This window comes from Paenarthrobacter sp. NPDC056912 (genome assembly GCF_042786555.1).
Classification (GTDB): domain Bacteria; phylum Actinomycetota; class Actinomycetes; order Actinomycetales; family Micrococcaceae; genus Arthrobacter.
This window is the reverse complement of the sequence record NZ_JBHUCD010000009.1, coordinates 188,937-204,506: the sequence shown is the minus strand read 5'-3', so window position 1 is coordinate 204,506 and position 15,570 is coordinate 188,937. Positions and strand designations below refer to the sequence as shown.

Annotated in this window: 17 protein-coding genes; 8 read left to right on the top strand and 9 right to left on the bottom strand. The window is 64.1% G+C overall.

The features are described from left to right. Positions 1-80: 80 nt before the first annotated feature. From ACFRJ9_RS12240 to ACFRJ9_RS12215, 6 genes are all read right to left on the bottom strand, one after another. Positions 81-1,463 (bottom strand): MFS transporter, encoded by a 1,383-nt coding sequence (locus ACFRJ9_RS12240; RefSeq protein WP_377668055.1) that lies wholly within the window; start codon positions 1,461-1,463, stop codon positions 81-83. Further along, positions 1,460-1,993 carry a winged helix-turn-helix transcriptional regulator gene (locus tag ACFRJ9_RS12235; RefSeq protein ID WP_377668053.1) on the bottom strand — a complete coding sequence of 178 codons (534 nt, stop codon included), beginning with the start codon at positions 1,991-1,993 and terminating at the stop codon, positions 1,460-1,462. The genes ACFRJ9_RS12240 and ACFRJ9_RS12235 overlap by 4 nt, the downstream gene beginning before the upstream one ends. A gap of 76 nt (positions 1,994-2,069) precedes the next feature. Further along, positions 2,070-3,365, bottom strand: coding sequence for a glycosyltransferase 87 family protein (locus tag ACFRJ9_RS12230; RefSeq protein WP_377668051.1), 1,296 nt, complete (start codon positions 3,363-3,365; stop codon positions 2,070-2,072). Between the two features lie 4 nt (positions 3,366-3,369). Then, positions 3,370-4,536: a cystathionine gamma-synthase gene (locus tag ACFRJ9_RS12225; RefSeq protein ID WP_377668049.1), complete on the bottom strand. Its 1,167-nt coding sequence runs from the start codon at positions 4,534-4,536 to the stop codon at positions 3,370-3,372. Between the two features lie 47 nt (positions 4,537-4,583). Continuing rightward, a complete protein-coding gene (locus ACFRJ9_RS12220; RefSeq protein ID WP_377668047.1) occupies positions 4,584-5,969 on the bottom strand; it encodes a cystathionine beta-synthase in 1,386 nt (461 codons plus the stop codon). Positions 5,970-6,047: 78 nt separating this feature from the next. After that, positions 6,048-6,440, bottom strand: a complete 393-nt coding sequence (locus ACFRJ9_RS12215) for a VOC family protein (RefSeq protein ID WP_377668045.1) — start codon at positions 6,438-6,440, stop codon at positions 6,048-6,050. Between the two features lie 143 nt (positions 6,441-6,583). On the opposite strand from ACFRJ9_RS12215, the gene ACFRJ9_RS12210 reads away from it, so the two are divergent. From ACFRJ9_RS12210 to ACFRJ9_RS12200, 3 genes are all read left to right on the top strand, one after another. After that, a complete protein-coding gene (locus ACFRJ9_RS12210; RefSeq protein WP_377668043.1) occupies positions 6,584-7,558 on the top strand; it encodes a DNA-3-methyladenine glycosylase family protein in 975 nt (324 codons plus the stop codon). A 112-nt stretch (positions 7,559-7,670) separates the two neighbouring features. Then, complete coding sequence (locus ACFRJ9_RS12205; RefSeq protein ID WP_377668041.1) at positions 7,671-8,639, top strand: ATP-binding cassette domain-containing protein; 969 nt, start codon at positions 7,671-7,673, stop codon at positions 8,637-8,639. Beyond that, positions 8,639-9,451, top strand: coding sequence for an ABC transporter permease (locus ACFRJ9_RS12200; protein WP_377668039.1), 813 nt, complete (start codon positions 8,639-8,641; stop codon positions 9,449-9,451). Before ACFRJ9_RS12205 ends, ACFRJ9_RS12200 begins: the two co-directional genes overlap by 1 nt. Positions 9,452-9,466: 15 nt before the next feature. Here the strand turns inward: ACFRJ9_RS12200 and ACFRJ9_RS12195 are convergent, their stop codons facing one another. Next, positions 9,467-11,143 (bottom strand): AMP-binding protein, encoded by a 1,677-nt coding sequence (locus ACFRJ9_RS12195; protein ID WP_377668037.1) that lies wholly within the window; start codon positions 11,141-11,143, stop codon positions 9,467-9,469. 83 nt (positions 11,144-11,226) lie between these two features. On the opposite strand from ACFRJ9_RS12195, the gene ACFRJ9_RS12190 reads away from it, so the two are divergent. Further along, positions 11,227-11,505 carry a putative quinol monooxygenase gene (locus tag ACFRJ9_RS12190; RefSeq protein ID WP_377668035.1) on the top strand — a complete coding sequence of 93 codons (279 nt, stop codon included), beginning with the start codon at positions 11,227-11,229 and terminating at the stop codon, positions 11,503-11,505. Positions 11,506-11,616: 111 nt separating this feature from the next. Here ACFRJ9_RS12190 and ACFRJ9_RS12185 read toward each other — a convergent pair whose 3' ends face one another. Continuing rightward, positions 11,617-11,994 carry a thioredoxin family protein gene (locus tag ACFRJ9_RS12185; RefSeq protein ID WP_377668033.1) on the bottom strand — a complete coding sequence of 126 codons (378 nt, stop codon included), beginning with the start codon at positions 11,992-11,994 and terminating at the stop codon, positions 11,617-11,619. A 143-nt stretch (positions 11,995-12,137) separates the two neighbouring features. Here ACFRJ9_RS12185 and ACFRJ9_RS12180 point away from each other — a divergent pair, with 143 nt between their 5' ends. Genes ACFRJ9_RS12180 through ACFRJ9_RS12170 form a run of 3 tightly spaced genes read left to right on the top strand, consistent with a single transcriptional unit; the run spans position 12,138 to position 14,594 of the window. Further along, complete coding sequence (locus tag ACFRJ9_RS12180; RefSeq protein WP_377668030.1) at positions 12,138-12,818, top strand: TetR family transcriptional regulator; 681 nt, start codon at positions 12,138-12,140, stop codon at positions 12,816-12,818. After that, the gene (locus ACFRJ9_RS12175) at positions 12,815-13,801 is read left to right on the top strand and encodes an ABC transporter ATP-binding protein (RefSeq protein WP_377668028.1); all 987 of its coding nucleotides are present in this window, start codon (positions 12,815-12,817) and stop codon (positions 13,799-13,801) included. Before ACFRJ9_RS12180 ends, ACFRJ9_RS12175 begins: the two co-directional genes overlap by 4 nt. Further along, positions 13,794-14,594, top strand: coding sequence for an ABC transporter permease subunit (locus tag ACFRJ9_RS12170; RefSeq protein WP_377668026.1), 801 nt, complete (start codon positions 13,794-13,796; stop codon positions 14,592-14,594). The genes ACFRJ9_RS12175 and ACFRJ9_RS12170 overlap by 8 nt, the downstream gene beginning before the upstream one ends. Before the next feature lies 1 nt (position 14,595). Here the strand turns inward: ACFRJ9_RS12170 and ACFRJ9_RS12165 are convergent, their stop codons facing one another. Then, a complete protein-coding gene (locus ACFRJ9_RS12165; protein WP_377668023.1) occupies positions 14,596-15,141 on the bottom strand; it encodes an acyl-CoA thioesterase in 546 nt (181 codons plus the stop codon). 179 nt (positions 15,142-15,320) lie between these two features. Between ACFRJ9_RS12165 and ACFRJ9_RS12160 the strand changes: the two genes are divergently transcribed. Next, on the top strand, positions 15,321-15,542 hold the full coding sequence (locus tag ACFRJ9_RS12160; protein WP_377668020.1) for a hypothetical protein: 222 nt from the start codon (positions 15,321-15,323) through the stop codon (positions 15,540-15,542). Positions 15,543-15,570 lie beyond the last annotated feature (28 nt).

Genomic DNA, 15,570 nt, shown 5'->3' with positions numbered 1-15,570 from the left:
GACCCTGACGTTCCGGATCACCGAAGCACTCTGCGCGCTTCCGGACCGGAATGGCGCGCAGAGCAGGCCCCGCAACGCGGTCAGGCAACCGCCACGGGTTCCTTCTTGGCCGCATCCTTGCGAATGGTGGCGCTGATGACCGCTGCCACCGTGCACATGGCCGCCGCGCCGAGCCAGGCGTAGTTGTAGTGCCCGGTGGCGTCGCGGACGAATCCGGCAGCAAGCGCAGCGGCAGCAGCTCCGAGCTGATGCGCAGCAAACACCCAGCCGAACACCACGGAGCCGTCAGCACCGAATACCGAGCGGCAGATCGCGGCAGTCGGAGGCACGGTGGCTACCCAGTCCAGCCCGTAGACCACCACAAAGATGATCATGCTGGGCTCAACCGAGGAGCCCAGCAGCATGGGCAGCACCAACAGGCCGATTCCGCGGAATTGGTAGTACACGGCCAGCAGGATCTTGGGGTTGAAGCGGTCGGTCAGCCAGCCGGAGGCGATGGTTCCCACGATGTCGAAGATCCCGACGACGGCCAGCAAGCCTGCCGCGGTGGTTTCCGGCATGCCGTGATCGTGCGCCGAAGGGATGAAGTGCGTTCCGATGAGCCCGTTGGTGGTGGCTCCACAAATCGCGAAGCCGGCAGCCAAAGCCCAGAACGTGCGGACTTTCATGGCCCGCCTGAGAACCTGCAGAGCACGGACCGCGGCGTTGGCGGAGTCTTGGGAGCCGGACGATGCAACCACAGCGGCGGGCTTGCCGGCCGACGGCGCGGTGGCTCCAGCGTCGGAGGCTTGGGCGGCCGGCTCCTCAGCACCGTAAGGCAACACCCCGACGTCGGCAGGCGAGTTCCGCAACCACCGCAGCACCAGCGGTACCACTGCCAGCGCCCCCGCGGCAATCAGCAGCGAGGCGCCGCGCCAGCCCGGATTCTGCGCCAGGGCGGCGATGAACGGCAGGAACACCAGTTGGCCCGCGGCGCTGCCGGCTGTCAGTATGCCGATGACCAGGCCACGGCTTTTGGCGAACCAGGTGTTTGCGATGGTCGCCGCGAAGACAAGGGCCATGGATCCCGTGCCGAGGCCGATGAGCAAGCCCCAGGTCAGCAGGATTTGCCATGACTGGTTCACGAACACAGTCAAAGCCGAACCCAGGCCGATGAGGCACAGTGCCAGCGACGTCACTTTGCGGATGCCGAAGCGTTCCATGAGGGCCGCGGCAAAGGGTGCCGTCAGTCCGAACAAGACCAGGTTGATGCTAACGGCCAGCGACAACACCGTAGTGGACCAGCCGAATTCCTCCTGCAGCGGGACCATGAGGACACCCGGGGCAGCGCGGAATCCGGCGGCGCCCACCAACGCCAGGAAAGCGACGGCGGCTACCATCCAGGCGGGGTGGAGGCGGCGGCGTTTGCCGGTGGGGGTCCCGGTTTGGCCGGCGGGGGTCCCTGTTACATCGGGAGCGGTCATGCGGGGATCTCCGTTTCGGGGGAAGCGTCCTGGTGCGATTCGCGGGGAGCGACGGCCAGGGGCATCGGTTGGTCGCTGCGCTTGAAGCTGTGCCAGCTGGTGTTGGCTGCGGTGAGGCTGGTGCCGCAATGGCTGCAGGTATCTGCCGACGAGGTTGGCCGTCCACAATCGGTGTGGATGACGCGCATGTGGGAGACCTCGTTGGGGGCGTCCAAGTGCTTTTCCGCCCAGATGATGATGGCGTTGAGGACGGGCAGTGAGTCTTCACCTTTGGGGGTGAGGACATACTCCTGGCGGGTTCGGCTGCCGTCCTGGTAGGGGCGCTGGGTGAGCAACCCGGCTTCGACGAGCCAGCCCAAGCGTTTGCTGAGCACGTTGTCCGCCACCTCGAGCCGCTGCTTGATGGCATCGAAACGTCCGTTGCCGAAGAAGATTTCACGCAGGACCAAGCTCCCCCAGGGGTCGCCGAGGACGTCGAGGCCGCGGGCAAGGCTGCACGTGCGGGCAGACCAGTCGGAACGTAAAGGCATGGTGCCAAAATTACCTGACTTCTCTAAAGAAAGCCAGACATCGAGATCCGCCTGAAGAATCCCGCCCTTGTTCGTCCTACTCGCCGTAGAACGTGGAGGTCAGCGGACGAGCGCGGGATATTTCGGCACGGGTACGGGAGGGCCGGTAGGCCAACGCCCAGTAGACAAGGAGCGCAATACCGCACACCACGCCCAGGCTGGAGACCATGAGCTGCCATTGGGTCTGAGGATCCTTGCCCCACTCTGCAGCCCCGGCCCAGACGGCCAGGTTCTTGGGGGTCATATAGAACGCAACGGTCGAGCAGGCCACGATCACCCATCCGGCCGTGCGCATCCGGCCGGAACGCGACGGTACCCGGTGCATCGCGAAAGCCATGCTGGGAAGCGCCACAGCTACCCAAACCCAGTGGTGGGACCAGGACACAGGACTGATCAGGAGCATCAGGATGGCTGTTGCCGATACTGCGATGAAATTCTCCTCGACCTCCACGGCCCATTTGATGATGAGCGCTGCAAGCACGGCGAGTCCCAGCGACAGGACCAGCCACACCATGGTGGTCACGGTGGAATCCGGCATACCGAAGTGCAGCAACAAACCCTTCACGGAGAGGTTGTCCACGTACGCCGGCCCGCCGATGCGGCCGGTGTCAGGAAGGATCTGGGTCCAGAAGGCCAAGGATGCCTGCGGCAGGATCGCCCACGCCAGTGCAATCGAACCAAAGAATCCCGCAGCCATCCACCCGAGGGCCTTGAAATCACGGCGGACCAGGAAGTAGAGGCCAAACGCCAGAGGTGTGAGCTTCACGCCCGCTGCCAGGCCGATCAGCAGACCCGCGGGCCAGCGGATGGCACCCGCCCTGGCTTTGCCGTGGAGCACAAAATCAAGCAGGATGACGCCCATCAGGATGATGTTGATCTGCCCGAAGACAAACGTGTCCCGCCACGGGCCCAGAAGCAGAATGGCTCCGGTTCCCACCAGCGCCGTGGTCCTGAAGCGGTAGTCGGCGAACGCCGCGCGCCACGTCTTCAGGCCGAAGTAGTGCCGGGCCAGCCAGGCAGCCACCACGGCCGCTCCCACCAGCGCGGTGATCACGAACACCATGCTGCTGGCGAAGAAGCCCATGGCTGCCAGGCCGGCAAAGAGGAGCGCCGCGAAGGGTGGGTACGTGAAGGGCAAACCGTCACGGACGGCGTAAAGGTCACCGCCCTCAAGTACCTTGCCGCCGCCGTAGTAGTAGACCTCGAAGTCGTTCAGGAACGGCGCATAGTCGGTGTAAAGGAACCAGACGGCCACCGCGAGGGTCAGCGCGCCTGCCACCGTCAGGATCCAGCCGCGCCCGGTGGTGGAGACCACCTGTGAAGAAGAAGCCACAGTTTTAGCCGTTGCTGATCTTGGCGAACGCTTGCTCAAGGTCCGCGATCAGGTCCTCGGCTTCCTCGATGCCGCAAGACAGGCGCAGGAGGTTGACGGGAACAGCCAACTCGGTGCCCTTCACGGAAGCGTGGGTCATCTCCGACGGGTAGTTCATCAGGGATTCGATGCCACCCAAGGACTCAGCAAGCGTGAACACCGAGGTGGATTCCGCAACCGTACGGGCCGCTGCCTCGCCGCCCTTGAACTGCACCGAGACCATGCCGCCGAACTTCTTCATCTGCTTCGCAGCGAGCTCGTGGCCCGGGTGGTCCGGGAGCCCCGGGTACAGCACAGCCTCAACCTCGGGCCGCTGCAGCAGCCATTCAGCCACAGCCTGGCCGTTCTCGCTGTGGCGGTCCATGCGGACGCCCAGGGTCTTCAGCCCACGAGTGGTCAGGAAGGCATCCATGGGGCCGGAAACAGCGCCGACAGCGAACTGGATGAAGCCAATCTTCTCGGCGAGGTCTGCATCCTTCACCACGATCGCACCGCCGACGACGTCGGAGTGGCCACCGATGTACTTGGTAGTGGAGTGGACCACCACGTCCGCACCCAAGGCGAGCGGGGTCTGCAAGTAGGGAGACGCGAAGGTGTTGTCCACTACGAGGAGGGCCCCGGCGTCGTGCGCTACAGCGGCGAGCGCCTCGATGTCGGTGATCTTCATCATCGGGTTCGACGGGGTCTCCACCCACACGATCCGGGTCTTGTTCGCGGCAACGGCAGCCGCTACGGCGTCGAGGTCGGCCATGTCCACGGGAGTGTTGCCGATGCCCCAGTCGCCCAGCACGCGGTTGATCAGCCGGTACGTGCCGCCGTAGGCATCGTTGCCCAGGACGATGTGGTCCCCCGGGCGGGCAATGGCGCGGATCAAGGAGTCCTCAGCGGCCAGGCCGGAGCCGAAGGAGAACGCAGCCGTGCCACCTTCCAGCGCCGCGAGCTGCTCCTGCAGGGCATCACGGGTGGGGTTGCCGCCACGGCCGTACTCGTACCCGGACCGGAGGTTGCCGATGCCGTCCTGTGCATACGTGGAGCTGAAGTGCAGCGGCGGCACCACGGCACCGGTCCGCGGCTCGAAGGCCTGTCCGGCGTGGACGGCGCGCGTGTTGAACCCGGCGTTGTTGGCAGACATGGAAGCTCCTCTGTGTTCGTTCTACGGGTGGATCAGGCGCAAGACGCCTAGTTGCTCAGGTAGGCCAGGAGGTCATGGCGGGTCAGGATACCCACCGGGGCTCCCACGAAGGTCACCATGACGGTGTCGACGTCGGACAGCAGCTCACGCGCTGCGGAAATGGTTTCCAGCGAGCCGATCACGGGCAGGCGATCCCCCATGTGTTCGGCAATCTTGTCCGTCAGTTTGGCTTCGCCACGGAAGAGCTTGGTGGTGAGGCTGCGCTCGTCCACGGCTCCAAGGACCTCGCCCATCACCACGGGCGGCTCTTGTGAGAGGACCGGGATGTGGGAGACGCCGAACTCGTTCATGATGTTGATGACGTCGCGGACGGACTCGTTCGGGTGGATGTGGACCAGGTCAGGCATTTCGCCCGTCTTGGACTTGAGGACCTCGCCAACGGAGATCTCTTCGCCGCCGGAGAGGAAGCCGTAGGAGCGCATCCACTGGTCGTTGAAGATCTTGCCCAGGTAGCCACGGCCGGAGTCCGGGAGAATGACCACCACAACGGCGGACTCGTCCAGGTCCTTGGCCGCTTGGAGCGCGGCCACCACGGCCATGCCGGAGGAGCCGCCCACAAGGAGGCCCTCTTCGCGCGCCAGGCGGCGGGTCATGGAGAAGGAATCGGCGTCGGAAACGGCAATGACGTCGTCGGGCACCGAAGGATCGTAGTTGGCGGGCCACATGTCCTCGCCAACGCCTTCCACGAAGTAGGGGCGGCCGGTTCCGCCTGAGTAGACCGAACCTTCCGGGTCCGCGCCGATGACCTTGACCCGGCCGCCGTCGGACTCCGCGCGGTCAGCCGAGACCTGCTTCAGGAAACGGCCGGTGCCGGTGATGGTGCCGCCGGTGCCCGCACCGATGATGACGTGTGTGACCCGGCCGTCGGTGTCGCGCCAGATCTCAGGGCCGGTGGACTCAAAGTGGCTGCCGGGAGCGGCGGGGTTGGAGAACTGGTCCGGTTTGAAGGCGCCCGGTATCTCCTTGACCAGCCGGTCGGAGACGCCGTAGTAGCTCTGCGGGCTGTCGGGCGCGACGGCGGTGGGCGTCACCACAACCTCGGCGCCGTACGCCTGCAGGACGGCGCGCTTGTCTTCGCCCACTTTGTCCGGCACGACGAAAACGCACTTGTAGCCCTTTTGCTGCGCCACGAGTGCCAGTCCCACTCCGGTGTTTCCCGACGTCGGCTCAACGATTGTCCCGCCGGGCTTGAGCCGGCCGTCCTTTTCCGCGTCTTCGATCATCTTCACGGCGATCCGGTCCTTGATGGAACCGCCGGGATTGACGTATTCGAGCTTCACGAGGACGGTGGCTTTGATCCCGTCCGTTACGTGGTTGAGCTTGATGAGCGGCGTATTGCCGATGAGGTCCAACACGGACTGGGCGTACTTCATAGGTACAAAGTTACCGCCTGCCCGCTGTGGGGCTTGCTTCGGCCAGTGCCCGGGCGGGCACTGGGCCGAAGCGAGGGACTAGGTTCCGGCGGACGTGTCGGTCTGCCAGACGCCCAGGACGTTCCCCTCGGTGTCCTTGAAGTAGGCGTACCAGCCCATGGTGGGTACTGCGTCCTTGGCCTGGACTACGCTGCCGCCCGCCGATTCCACCTGCGCCAAGGCAGCATCGATGTCGTCCACGTCGATGGTGATGATCGGGGTCTTCAGGTTGTCCGTCCGCGGGAACAGTGCGCCGTTGATGGCTCCTGGCTCCTTCGGGGTGCCTGTCTGTTCGTCGGAGGGAGCGGTGATGGCGATGGTGTAGTCCATCCCCTGCATGGGGCTCAAGTTCCAGCCGAAGGCACTCTCATAGAAAGTGTTGGCCCGCTCTTTGTTGTCCGTAGGAATCTCGAAATGCACGATTGCGGCCATGATTGGCGCTCCTTGTTCCTGGAGTATGTTCCTGGGTTGTGGCGCGGCCCACCCACGCCACATCACGGAGTCTAGCCGTGGAGCCCCCGGGCTGTAAGGGGTTCCGGGAGCACATTGTCAGCCGGGCATGGGACCATGAAAACATGACCATCGCAGACGCCCCGCCCCTTGTTGCGGCCGCGGCAGATGCGGCCGTTCGGTGGCATCCGGGGAGTTCCTTCCGCCTGGACCAGACCATGTTTCCCCTCATGCGCGGTAACGCGGATCCGTCCTTCGCGGCGCACTCCAGCGGTTATTGGATGGCCTTCACTACCCCCTCCGGCCCCGTTACGGTACGCCTCTCGGGAGGCGGACCGGGCGACGATTCCTTTGTGGACGCCCAGGCGTGGGGACCCGGAGCTGAGGATGCGGTGGCTGGCGTGCCCCGGCTGTTGGGCGCCGGGGACGACTGGTCGGCGTTTGATGAGCCCGCCTTCCACGAAACGCTGCCGCGCCTGGTCACTGAAGCACGACGCCGGAACCTGGCTGTGCGGCTGCCTTCCACCGGGCGGGTGGTTGACTCCCTGGTGCCCACCATTTTGGAGCAAAAGGTCACCACCTTGGAGGCAAGGCGTGGCTACAGGTATTTGATGTACCGCTTCGGAAGCAAAGCCCCTGGCAGCGTGGCTCCTACCGGCCTCCTGGTGCCTCCCACTGCCCGGCAGTGGCTGGCCATTCCGTCGTGGGAGTGGCACAAGGCCGGAGTGGGACCACAGCGTTCGGCCACTGTCATGCGGGCGCTGCAGTCCGCCGTCGCGCTTGAACGGCTGGCCGGACTGGACTCGGCGCAGGCCGGCGCGAAGCTCCAGACCACTCCCGGCATCGGGATCTGGACGGCTGCCGAGGTGGTCCAACGGACCCACGGCTGCCCCGACTCGATCTCCGTGGGCGACTACCACCTTGCTGCTTACGTGGGCTACGCCCTGACCGGCCGGAAGACCGACGACGCCGGCATGCTCGAACTCCTGGAACCGTGGCACGGGCACAGGCAGCGACTGGTCCGGATGCTGTACTTGAGCGGCTTCCGGAAACCGGCTTTTGGCCCCCGGATGACTGTCCAGGACCACCGCGGGCACTGAGTTTTGATTGCGGACGGGAGCTGTCCGCAATGCCGTGGACTGCCTTCCCCGGCGGGTATAGCGTGGCGCCTAGGAGCCATCACCAGCCGTCCATGCAGTCCTTGGAGTGACCGTGATCCACACGAACAAGCTCACCAAGACCTTCACCGTGAAGAAGGAAACCGTCGAGGCCGTCAAGGGAGTGGACATCGACGTCGCCCCGGGGGAACTCGTGGCCTTCCTGGGTCCCAACGGTGCCGGCAAGTCCACCACGCTGCGCATGTTGACCACGTTGTTGAAACCCACCTCGGGCACTGCCACTGTGGCGGGCGTGGACGTCAGCACAGATCCCGCAGGCGTGCGTGCCCGGATTGGATACATCGGCCAAGGCAACGGTGGCGGACACAGTTACCGGGTGATCGACGAACTGATCATGCAGGGCCGTTTCTACGGGATGAACACCACCGATGCGAAGTCCCGTGCCGAGGACCTCATGACCTCGCTGGACCTCGGCGACCTCGCCAAGCGCACGGTCATCAAGCTCTCCGGCGGGCAGCGTCGGCGCATGGACGTGGCCCTGGGCCTGATGCACTCCCCCGGCCTGCTGTTCCTGGATGAACCGTCCACCGGCATGGATCCCCAGAACCGCGCCAACCTCTGGGAGCACATCATGCGGATGCGCGAGGAACACGGGACCACCATCGTGCTCACCACGCACTACATGGATGAGGCCGATTCGATGTCCGAACGCGTGATCGTGATCGACCACGGCACCATCATTGCCGATGACACTGCCTCCCGGCTCAAAGCCAACCTCGCAGGCGATCTTCTCGCGGTGGAGGTCGCTGCCGGTTCGGCGTCGGAGGTACGGGGCCTGCTGGGCCGGGCGGCGGCCGAGGGCGACGTCGTGGAAAACACGTACGACGGCGTGGTCCGCTTCCGCCTTCGGTTGGCACAGGGCGCCCGGCTGGCGCCCGCGCTTTTGAAGGACATGCACGACGCCGGCGCTCCCGCGCAGTCGCTTGAATTGAAACCGCCCACGTTGGATGACGTCTTCCTGGAGCTCACGGGACGCAGCCTGCGGGAAGGAGCCGAAGTCTAATGATCGACCAAGCTGTTGTGAGGGACGCCACCCTCCAGAAGCCCGGGCTGGGACGGATCCTGAGTGACACCTGGTTTGTTTTTTGGCGCGAAATGCTGCTTCCCATGCGGGATCCGTTCTCGCTGATCTTCTCCCTGATCCAACCCTTGGTGTTCCTCGGATTGTTCGGACCACTGCTCGGGGCCACCGTAGGTGCCCCCGCTTTCGGCGGCCAATCCACGCTGCAGTGGTTCCTTCCCGGCGTGGTGGTCATGATCGCCCTCTTCGGAACTTCCATGACCGGTTCCAACCTGCAGTACGAACTCATGACCGGTTCTTACGAGAGAATCCTGGCGACACCCCTGTCCCGGTCATCGCTCATGATAGGACGGGCGCTGAAGGAGTGGGCACCGCTTGTGGTCCAGGGTTTGCTGATCTCCGTGGTGTGCATCCCGTTCGGGTTCGTTTTCTACCCTCTGCACGTGCTGTTCGGGCTGGTCATCCTGGGTATCTTCGGCATCGGCCTGGGCGCCTTGTCCTACGCGCTGGCACTCGTCTCGCAGAACAAGGAGTGGATCTTCTGGGGCGTGCAACAGACGCTCCTTTTCCCGCTGATGATCCTGTCCGGCATCATGCTTCCCATTGAGTCCGGTCCCGGGTGGATGAAAGTGGCCAGCTTGTTCAATCCGCTGACCTATCTCGTCAACGCCGAGCGCGAATTGTTTGCCGGGAATATCGGCATCGACACGCTGTGGGGACTGGTGGCCGCTGTGGTGACGGCCGCCGTCGGGCTGGTTGTTGGCATCAGGACGATCAGCCGGAACACCAACTAGCTTCCCGCCTTCCCACTACAGGTGCAGGCGCGTCACCGCCTCCTGCCGCATATCCACTTTCCGCACTTTGCCCGAGACGGTCATGGGGAAACTTTCGCGGACATCCACGTACCGCGGAATCTTGTAGTGCGCCAGCTTTCCCCGACAGTAGGCCGCGACGTCTTCGGCGGTCAGCGTCCGCTCCCCTGGTTTGAGGATGATGCAGGCCATCAGCTCCTCGCCGTACTTCTCGTCCGGAACTCCGATCACCTGGACATCCTGGATGGAGGGGTGCAGGTACAGGAACTCCTCGATTTCGCGCGGATAAATGTTCTCGCCGCCCCGGATCACCATGTCCTTGATGCGGCCCTCGATCACCAGATAGCCGTCCTCATCCATGCGGGCAAGGTCGCCCGTGTGCATCCAGCCCTCGTCGTCCATCGCTTCCGCGGTCTTGTCCGGCTGCCCCCAGTAGCCGCTCATCACGGCATAGCCCCTGGTGCAGAGCTCGCCGATGACTCCCCGCTCCACCACTTCGCCCGAACCCGGGTCCACGATCCGGCTCTCCAAGTGCGGCATGGTCCGGCCAACTGTGGTGGTGCGCTGTTCCAAGGTGTCCCCGTCCCGGGTCATGGTGGACACCGGCGAGGTTTCCGTCATGCCATAGCAAATAGCCACATCCACCATGTGCATCTCATCGATCACGCGGCGCATGACCTCGATGGGACACAGGGAGCCGGCCATGACCCCGGTCCTCAGCGTGGAGAGGTCATAGGAGCCGAAGTCCGGCAGCGCGAGCTCGGCGATGAACATGGTGGGCACGCCATAAAGCGAGGTTCCGCCGAAATCCTGCACCGCTTCCAACGCAGCCGAAGGATTGAAGCCACGGCCGGGAATGATGGTGGCTGCACCGAAACTCAGCGCGTTGAGATTCCCGATCACCATGCCGAAGCAGTGATAGAACGGCACCGGAATCACCACGCGGTCATGCTCGGTGTAGTTCAGCAGGCGCCCGATCGAGTGGCCGTTGTTAAGGATGTTGTGGTGCGTCAGCGTGGCGCCCTTGGGAAAGCCGGTGGTGCCCGAGGTGTACTGCAGGTTGATGGGATCGTGCGGGTCCAGTTCGGCCATCCGGTCCCGCACTGCTGAAGGCCCGACGCCGTCCGCCCGGGTCAGGAGTTCGGCGTAGGTCAGTTCGTGGCCGGCTTCAGGGATGCCCGCCGTGAGGCCGATGGCCGGTTCACCGGGGAGGAAGACCACTTCCCTGAGTTCGGGACAGCTGCCCGCAGCCTCCCTGGCCATGCCGACATAGTCGCTGTTCTTGTCCGAGGGCGCAGCCACCAGCATCCGCATGCCGTTCTGTTTGACCACGAAATCCAGTTCGTGGCTCCGGTATGCCGGGTTGACGTTGACCAGCACCGCTCCGATCTTCGCGGTGGCGTACTGCAGGATGGTCCATTCGGCACAGTTGGGGCTCCAGATGCCTATGCGTTCGCCCTTGGCCACGCCCATGGCGAGCAACGCGCGGGCCAGGTGATCGACGTCGTCGTTCAGTTTTTCGTAGCTCCAGCGACGGGCATCACCACCTGGGGTGGCAGCGGCCTCGATCAACGCGTCCCGTAGCGGGAACCGGGCTGCGATTCGCTCAAAGTTGGCGCCGATGGTCTCTTCGAGCAGCGGGACGTCAGTGTCTCCGGCAGTGTAGGACAACATGACGGAACGCTACCAAGGGACTGCGCGCAACAGAACCGTAACCACCTCCAGCGGCGCCGTGTCCTCCCGGTAGGGTTGAAACCATGAGTGCACCCATTGACCTGCAGGCCACGTTCATCCCCAACGACGGCGAGTTCTTCCGCGTGAAGCTCGCCCTGGAAATCGCGATCGACGAGGTCGTCAACGAACCCGGCTGCATCCGCTACGAATTGACCGAAGCCACCGAGGAAAAGCTTGTCCTCACCGAGCGCTGGGAATCCGAGGAACTGCTCGAGAAGCACTCCAAGGGCATCGCCGTCCAGGACCTGAACGAATCCCTCAGTGCGCTGTTGGCAAAGCCGGTGCAGCTGGTTCGGCTCTAGGCTCGGTCCGGCGAATCCGCCGGAACACTGCGACATCGCTTAAACGCGTCGAGGTCGCCGGAATTTTCCGGCGACCTCGACGCGTTTCCGGCGTTCTCGCCGGCTGGTCTCTTAGTTTTCCTGGGCCTCAGCGCGCTGCTTGGCAACGTGGGCGTGGACTTCTTCCATGTCCAACCCCTTCACGGCTTCGATGACCTGCTCCAGCTGCGGGCCGTTCAGGGCTCCGGGCTGCGAGAAGACGAGGACCTTTTCGCGGAAGGCCATGAGCGTGGGGATGGACGTGATCCCGGCTTCGGCGGCGAGCTGCTGCTCGGCCTCGGTGTCAACCTTGGCGAAAACGACGTCGGAGTGCTTCTCCGAGGCAGCCCCGTAGGTGGGGGCAAACTGGCGGCACGGGCTGCACCACGCGGCCCAGAAATCCACCAGGACAATGTCGTTGTCCTCGATGGTCGATGCGAACTGTTCTCCAGTGATGTCAACTGTAGCCATGGTTCCACGGTACGCGACCGGGCCCGCTAAGTCCCGCGGAGGTGCGCCCTGTTCGCTTCCCGCGTCACCGGGAATAAAACCTGGTCCCAGCAAGTGCCAATGAGCCCTTGAAGTGAACTGAACAAGTGTTTAGTCTATGAAACATGCGTTCAAGCGCAGACGATTTGACCACCCGGGCCCGCATCCGCGACGCCGCCATCGGACTCTTCGGCCGCGATGGATTCTCCCGCGCCACCATTCGCGCAGTGGCCACCGCGGCCGGCGTCAGCCCGGGCCTGGTCATCCACCATTTCGGGAGCAAAGCAGGACTCCGCGAGGCCTGCGATCACCACGTCCTCGCCCAGACCGCCACCCAGGGCCGGGAGAAAACCGACCCCGGATCCACACGGCAACTGATCCAGGACTACCTGAACCACCCGGACCAATACGCCGACGAGATCGCCTACATCCGCCGCTCCCTCGGCGATGAATCGGAAGCGGGCGACGCCTTCTTCGACACCGTCGTGGGTCAGACCCAGGACATCATCAACGCCGGGATCGCGGCCGGCACCATCCGGGACGTCGACGATGTCAGGACCACCGCCGTCGTCATTGCCTCCAACAGCCTGTCCATGCTCATGCTCGGCAGGCACCTTTCCCGCGCGCTGGACGCGTACGTGCCCGAACCCCACGGCATCGGGCCGGACCTGCTGAGGCAACTGACGTTGCCCGCCCTGGAGATCTACACGCACGGCTTCTACACGGATTCGCGGTTCCTGGAGGCAGCCCGCGACGCACTGCGGAACAACTCAAGCACCAACAAAGGAAGGGAGCATGCCCCGTGACCCAGGCAATCGTCGTCGAGGGGTTGCGCAAGAAGTTCGGACACCGGGAAGTCCTGCATGGACTCGATTTCGCGGTGGAACCCGGAACAGTGTTCGGGGTGATCGGACCCAACGGTGCGGGCAAGACAACCACCATGCGCTGCCTCTTGGACATCATCCGGCCCAGCGCAGGAACCATCTCCGTCCTTGGCCAGGATCCGAGACGGGCCGGGACTTCCCTGCGTCGTCGGATCGGCTACCTTCCCGGTGAACTCCACTTGGAGAACAGGACCACCGGGCGCCGCATGCTGGAACACTTCGCTGCGATCTCCGGCCCTGTGGAACCCCGGTATGTCGAACAGCTTGCCGAGCGGCTGGACCTGGACCTGGACCGGCAAACCCGCAAGCTCTCCAAGGGAAACAAGCAGAAACTGGGGCTGCTGCAAGCATTCATGCATAGGCCCGAACTTTTGGTGCTCGACGAACCCACCAGCGGCCTGGATCCCCTGGTCCAGCAGCAATTCCATGCCATGGTCCGTGAGGCGGTAGATGGTGGCGCAACGGTGTTCCTCAGCTCCCATGTCCTGAGCGAAGTCCAGCAGGCCGCCGACGCCGTCGCCATCCTCCGCGATGGCGGCATCGTGACCATTTCCACAGTGGAGGCCCTCAGGACGGCCGCTGTCCGGCAGCTCAGGCTCAACGCCACCGGAACGGATGCGCACGACGTCGGTGCGCTGCTGGCCCGGGTGCCGGGCGTCGCCAATGTGGTGCTGCGGGAGCTTCCAGCCGACGGTCACAGGGCAGGGGCCGTGGAGGCAACCGCAACCCTGTCCGGTCATATCCAGCCACTGGTTCAGGAGCTTGCCAGGCTCAGACTCACTGACTTGGTGCTGGAAGAACCTGACCTGGAGGAAGCCGTGCTGACCCTCTACACGGGCACTTACTCCGGCAACGGACACAGCGCCAGACCCGCCAACCACACGGAAGGAGCCCACCGTGCCTAGCATCCTGCCCCTTTTCACCAAAGCCATGACAGACTCGTGGCGCTCCACGCTCGCGTGGGCCTTGGGGCTGACGGCGGCGATCATGCTGTACCTGCCTCTGTATCCGTCCATCGGCGGCAACTCGCAAATGCAGGATCTGATCAACGCCCTGCCCCCGGAAATGACCAAGGCCCTGAACTACGACCAAATCGCCACGGGGCCCGGCTACACCCAGGCCACCTTGTTCGGGTTGATCGGCTTCCTATTGATGTCCATGGCCTCAGTGAGTTGGGGTGCGGCGGCCGTCGGCGGAGATGAAGAGTCAGGGCTGCTGGAACTCACACTTGCGCACAGCGTAACCCGCGTCCAGGTAGTCCTTGAGCGGGCTCTGGCACTCCTGGTCAGGGTAGTGGTTCTCTCGGTCTTGGTCTTCCTGCTTGTCCTGTTACTGAACAGGCCCTCGGAACTGGGGATCGACGTCGGACATCTCGTCGGCGCGGTGGTGCTGTTCGCGGCGTTGGCAGCGCTCAGCGGGACAGCCGCGCTCTGTGCCGGTGCTTTGACCGGACGGAAGGTCTACGGGATCGCGGCCGGTGCCGCCGTCGCCGTCCTCGGCTATGTGTTCAATGCCGTGGGCCGGCAGAGTCCGGACGTGGACTGGCTGCTGAACCTGTCCCCCTATCACTGGGCCTACGGCAACTCACCGGTGACAAACGGCGCGGATTGGGGCGCAGCCGTGGGGCTGTTGAGCATCTCGGCGGCGCTGATCGCAGCGGGTTGCGTGGCTCTTCAGCGACGGGATGTGGGTGTCTGACCTACGACCATACGTGCGGCGCGGGACGTCGGGCTCCGGGGAGCGCATTATTCTCACGCCATTCGTGAATCCACTCGGGCAGCTCAAGGTCCGCTGGAGGAGCGCCGAACTCGGCAATGATCTCCTCCTGGGTCACCGGCCTGCCTTTGGCGACCAGGCGGGTGGCAATGTGGGCGCGGGCATAGATCTCGCCGTCCACCACCATGCGCTGCTCAAAGTAGATGGCCTTGGTATCGAGGCCGATGATGCGGGTCTCAATGGTGTAGCGCTGCCATAGCTGAAGGGACTTGCGGAAGGCAATGGTTTCGCCGGCCGCCACGGGGCTCCAGCCGCGCTTGCGCATCTTGTTCCAAATGCCGCTGCGCACCATGAGGTCGAAGCGGCCGAGGTCCATCAGGGAGAAGTACATGCCGTTGTTGACGTGCATCGCAATGTCGATGTCCGTAGGCAGGACTCGCAGGGGCAGCGTGGAATTTTCCCAAACACCCAGCGGCGAGCGCCTGGCAGAGGTGAACAGCAACATGAGTGTGCGAAGAAGCAGATGCATGCCAGCAATGTTACCCGCCGGTAACTTCGGGCGGAACATGTGGCCGCATCATGGACGGCCCTACGGGCTCCGGCCTGTTTTATGTCCAACGATTGCACAAACGTTTACCACCGGTTCATGAAACCCGTGCAAAATGTCTGGAACTTATAAAGATCGAAGAATACACAAGGGAGAACCCTGTGAGCACACTGCAGACCACCAGGCCGCTCGGCGATGTCTGGCCTGAACTCGCCCGCCACCAGAACGTTGTCCTGGCGGACGCCCGCGGGAACCGCATCGAGGGAACCATTGACGGCATGACCAACGACCACAGCACGTTGTGGGTCCAGCTCAAGGGTGGCCTTGGCCGCCAACTGGTGCACCACCTGGACGGTTACTGGCTGGAGCTTCCCCAGGACTGAGCCGTGCGGCACCGGGCCGCCGTCCCTG

What these genes read in the sequence shown, in the direction of transcription:
- ACFRJ9_RS12185 (WP_377668033.1), bottom strand. Translation starts at nt 11,994, where the DNA reads ATGGCTACAGTTGACATCACTGGAGAACAGTTCGCATCGACCATCGAG.
- ACFRJ9_RS12190 (WP_377668035.1), top strand. Translation starts at nt 11,227, where the DNA reads ATGAGTGCACCCATTGACCTGCAGGCCACGTTCATCCCCAACGACGGC.
- ACFRJ9_RS12210 (WP_377668043.1), top strand. Translation starts at nt 6,584, where the DNA reads ATGACCATCGCAGACGCCCCGCCCCTTGTTGCGGCCGCGGCAGATGCG.
- ACFRJ9_RS12195 (WP_377668037.1), bottom strand. Translation starts at nt 11,143, where the DNA reads ATGTTGTCCTACACTGCCGGAGACACTGACGTCCCGCTGCTCGAAGAG.
- ACFRJ9_RS12215 (WP_377668045.1), bottom strand. Translation starts at nt 6,440, where the DNA reads ATGGCCGCAATCGTGCATTTCGAGATTCCTACGGACAACAAAGAGCGG.
- ACFRJ9_RS12200 (WP_377668039.1), top strand. Translation starts at nt 8,639, where the DNA reads ATGATCGACCAAGCTGTTGTGAGGGACGCCACCCTCCAGAAGCCCGGG.
- ACFRJ9_RS12220 (WP_377668047.1), bottom strand. Translation starts at nt 5,969, where the DNA reads ATGAAGTACGCCCAGTCCGTGTTGGACCTCATCGGCAATACGCCGCTC.
- ACFRJ9_RS12240 (WP_377668055.1), bottom strand. Translation starts at nt 1,463, where the DNA reads ATGACCGCTCCCGATGTAACAGGGACCCCCGCCGGCCAAACCGGGACC.
- ACFRJ9_RS12165 (WP_377668023.1), bottom strand. Translation starts at nt 15,141, where the DNA reads ATGCATCTGCTTCTTCGCACACTCATGTTGCTGTTCACCTCTGCCAGG.
- ACFRJ9_RS12225 (WP_377668049.1), bottom strand. Translation starts at nt 4,536, where the DNA reads ATGTCTGCCAACAACGCCGGGTTCAACACGCGCGCCGTCCACGCCGGA.
- ACFRJ9_RS12180 (WP_377668030.1), top strand. Translation starts at nt 12,138, where the DNA reads ATGCGTTCAAGCGCAGACGATTTGACCACCCGGGCCCGCATCCGCGAC.
- ACFRJ9_RS12235 (WP_377668053.1), bottom strand. Translation starts at nt 1,993, where the DNA reads ATGCCTTTACGTTCCGACTGGTCTGCCCGCACGTGCAGCCTTGCCCGC.